The 3,437-nt window shown below is 64.0% G+C and carries 2 protein-coding genes; both read right to left on the bottom strand.

The window, feature by feature from the left end:
* Positions 1-1,068 precede the first annotated feature (1,068 nt).
* Positions 1,069-2,814 carry an amidohydrolase gene (locus tag ACLP2E_RS19565; protein ID WP_442466873.1) on the bottom strand — a complete coding sequence of 582 codons (1,746 nt, stop codon included), beginning with the start codon at positions 2,812-2,814 and terminating at the stop codon, positions 1,069-1,071.
* A gap of 224 nt (positions 2,815-3,038) precedes the next feature.
* A partial coding sequence (locus ACLP2E_RS19560) for a hypothetical protein (protein WP_442466872.1) occupies positions 3,039-3,437 on the bottom strand: 399 nt, incomplete at its 5' end.

Genomic DNA, 3,437 nt, shown 5'->3' with positions numbered 1-3,437 from the left:
GCCGAGCGAACCGTCACAGGCCTCTTGAACGCGCTCGACGCCTGCGCCGAAATCTTCAAACCCGGCGAATGCTGGAACTACTTCACGGCCTGCGGATACAATACAGATTGATCGGAAACCGCTCTAGTGCCAAAGCCCAATTCGGATTCTCAACTTAGCGCCCCATTCTCAATTTAAGTGCTCCTCTAACTATCTGAAATAACTAAAATCTCATTCTTATAATTAAGTGCCAACCGACAACCACCCATCATCATGTTCTTGTCGACAGAGAAGCGGCCGTCCGGATGACAAACTATTGAGATGACGATGGTCTGCATCGTGCTTTTCGCTTCGCCAAAAGGACCGGGAGCCATAAGAGCCGCGGCCAAAGGTGGCTTGCTGGCCCCGCCAGGAACAGACAAAACTAGCCGAACTTTTTGAAGGCTGGGCGATTTCGTTGCGCCTTGGACCTGGGGCGGTCAAGCCACGCAACGAAGTCGAGTTAATGAACCGTTCCGGGCGCGCTGAACGCGGCGCGTGACTGGGCGCAACAGATTATCGTCGGCGCGCGCCGAGGCGAGGATCTGCCGGACGCGCCACTTGCGCTCATCCGGTTGCCCGTCGGGACGACCGCTGTGCGCACATTCCGGTCCTTCCGCAAGGGATAGGCGAACGTGACCAATCGGAACCTTTGCTGCCGTTCGACTCGGTCTCTGAACGGCAGGAGGGCGCATAGGAGCGGCCGTTCCCCGGCCGGCAGCGTGATCGATGCCCACAGCGTCGGGGCCCTCGCGCCATTGGTCGAAACGTCGGTCCGGTGAGGCCGCGGCCTGAACGTCAGGATCTGACGGAGGGGGCGCAAACAAAGCGCGACGAGCGCAGATGCGAATGCGGCCGGCATCATCACCAGAGGCGAGCCAGGTCATCTGGAATGATCCAGATCAATGTCGCCGCGGCCGCGCGGGGCTGCCCGTTATGAGCAACGGCGGGTGGTGATTCCTGCGTACGTCCAGGGAGCGGAACCCAATCCTGAGGGTCTGTAGAGGTCGAATTTTGGCGGGAAGCGTCGAAGTCGGACGGCCAGCCCCGTCAGCCGAATTTCCGCTCGCCGGCCACCCACGTCTCGCTGACCCTGATGTCAGCGATCGCGTCCGCGCCGACCTTGTGGGGATCGCTCTCGAGGATCGTCAGGTCGGCCTCCTTGCCCGGCTCGAGCGTGCCGACCGAATCCTCGAGGCCAATCTGCCGCGCGGCGTTGATCGTGATCGCCCTCAGCGCCTCATCGATCGTGATCGTTTGATCGGCGCCAATGACGGAATTGTCGATGACGCAGCGGCGCGTGATGGCGATCTGCATCAGCCGCAGAGGGCCGACCGGGGAGACCGGCGCGTCGGTGTGAAGGGAGAAGGCAATGCCCGCCTTCACGCAGGCAGCCATGGGCTCCATGAACGCCGTGCGCTCCGGCCCTAAGATCTGGTCGCGATAGGCCGCGCCATAGAGATACAGGAGGTCAGGAAGGAAGGTGGGCTCCGCGCCGAGCCGCTTCATTCGGTCGAGCTGGTCCTGACGCGCCATCGTCGCGTGCTGAACCACGTTAAGCCCCGTTGCCGCGTTGGCCCCATAGGCCAATTCAATCGCATCCAGCGCGTCGTCGATCGCCGCGTCGCCCTGGCAATGGATCAGGATCGGCCAGCCGGCATCCTTCGCCGCCCGGCAAAGTTCCGTCATCTGAGACACGGTGTAGTTGGCGGCGCCCTTTGACGCGCTGCGGAGGTAGGGCTTCGTTTGAGCGGCGCTTTCTGCCTGAGTGGAGCCGTCCGCCCAAAATTTCATGCCATAGAGCGAAAACCGGCTGCTGGGGATCATCCTCGCCTTGGCGGCGGGCCCAAGCGACGCGAAGGCCTTGCTCGCCTCGACCGAATCCGTGCTCAGGCTCGCGCTCATTCGCACGTCGAGCGTGTTGGACAGTTTTGCCAGCGGCTCCACCCAATCCGGCTTGATGGTGCCGGGCTCGTGCAGCGTCGTATTGCCCGCGGCCGCCGCCTGTTTCGTATAGGACGCGAGCGCCGTGGCGATCAGCTCAGGCGTGATAGCGGGAGCCGCGACGGCCACGAAGCGGAGGAGCGCCGGCTCCTCGTAGATCAGGCCGTTCAACTTGCCGTCCGGCGCGCGGCCGAAATGGCCGCCGCCGGGGAGCTCGCCGACATTTTGTGCGATATCGGCGAGCTTGAACGCCATGGCGTTCGCGGCGCCGACATGGCCGTTCACGTACAGAACGAAAATCGGATGCTCGGTCGAGATCGCGTCCAGCTCCTCCATCGACAGATCGCCGCCCTGCAGGAGGTTGTCGTAGGAACCGGCGCGAATCCATTGGCCCGACGGCGTTTTCGCGACCGCCGCTTTGAGCGCGGCGAGCGCGGCGGCGCGATTGGAATATTTCGCATAGCCGATATTGAGCATGAGATCGGCGAACAGCGCGGAAAGGACCGTGTGATGGTGCGGGTCGATGAACCCCGGAAACAGGGCGCGGCCCTGAAGGTCGATGATCCGGGTCGCGCCGCGCGCGAGCGAGGACACGTCCGAGGCCGATCCGGCCGCGAGAATCTTTCCGCCGCCGATCGCAAGCGCCTCCGCCGGCCGCCCTCCGGCCGTCATCGGATAGATCGTCCCGTTGCGAAAGATCACGCCCGCGCCGTCGGCGGCCTGGGCCTCCCGCCCTGCCGTCATCGTCGCGGCCGCGGCGCCGGCCGAGACGGCGTAGGCCAGGAACCGCCGCCGGCTCGGCGCGGCGCGCCAAAGGCCGGAAGTCAGGTGATCGGTTATCACGGAACTCATACACGCTCGGCACATCGGCGGCTCCCAAGATCGCGCCAGAGGCTTGGCGGTCGCACGCCACAGGCCAGCCGGCAAGCGATGTCATGGCCGCGCCGTTACCATACCGTTGCGCGCCTGCGTCCAGATATTTGGGAAACGGCTGAATGGTTGTCTACGACTCTGGCGTCTTGGCGTGCGAAACGTTCTGGCGGAGAGGCTCGCGCCCGCGTTAACAGGCCGCCACGTCACCCCCATCCGCCTTCGTCATTGCGGCGAGCCGCGCCCGCGCGTGCAGAAAGAATCCCATTGACGCTCCCCACGCCAGGCAGTTCTTCAACGGCTTGCCAAAACTCGGAAAAGGAAGTTCCGCTCAGGGCGGACACCGCGCCTTCCCTGTAGGTCCGCTTCCTCGCCCAGTGGAGGCGTTCAAGGTCGCGATTTGCGACGGCAGCAAAACGTCGAAGCACGAAGTCGCTGCGCTCCAGCCCGCTGCGCGGAGGCGTGAGCCGGGAGGGCGGGTAGCCGATGGAGAGGACAGCGATAGCGGGGTCGCCACGATCAACTCGCGTATTGTCGGCATGCGACGCACGATCAAGAACAGCAGGATCATCTGCCGCCAACAGCCTCTCACATGGCGAACCACA

This window comes from Rhodoblastus sp. (assembly GCF_052145335.1).
In the GTDB taxonomy this organism is placed as follows: domain Bacteria; phylum Pseudomonadota; class Alphaproteobacteria; order Rhizobiales; family Beijerinckiaceae; genus Rhodoblastus.
This window is presented reverse-complemented; position numbering and strand designations above follow the sequence as displayed.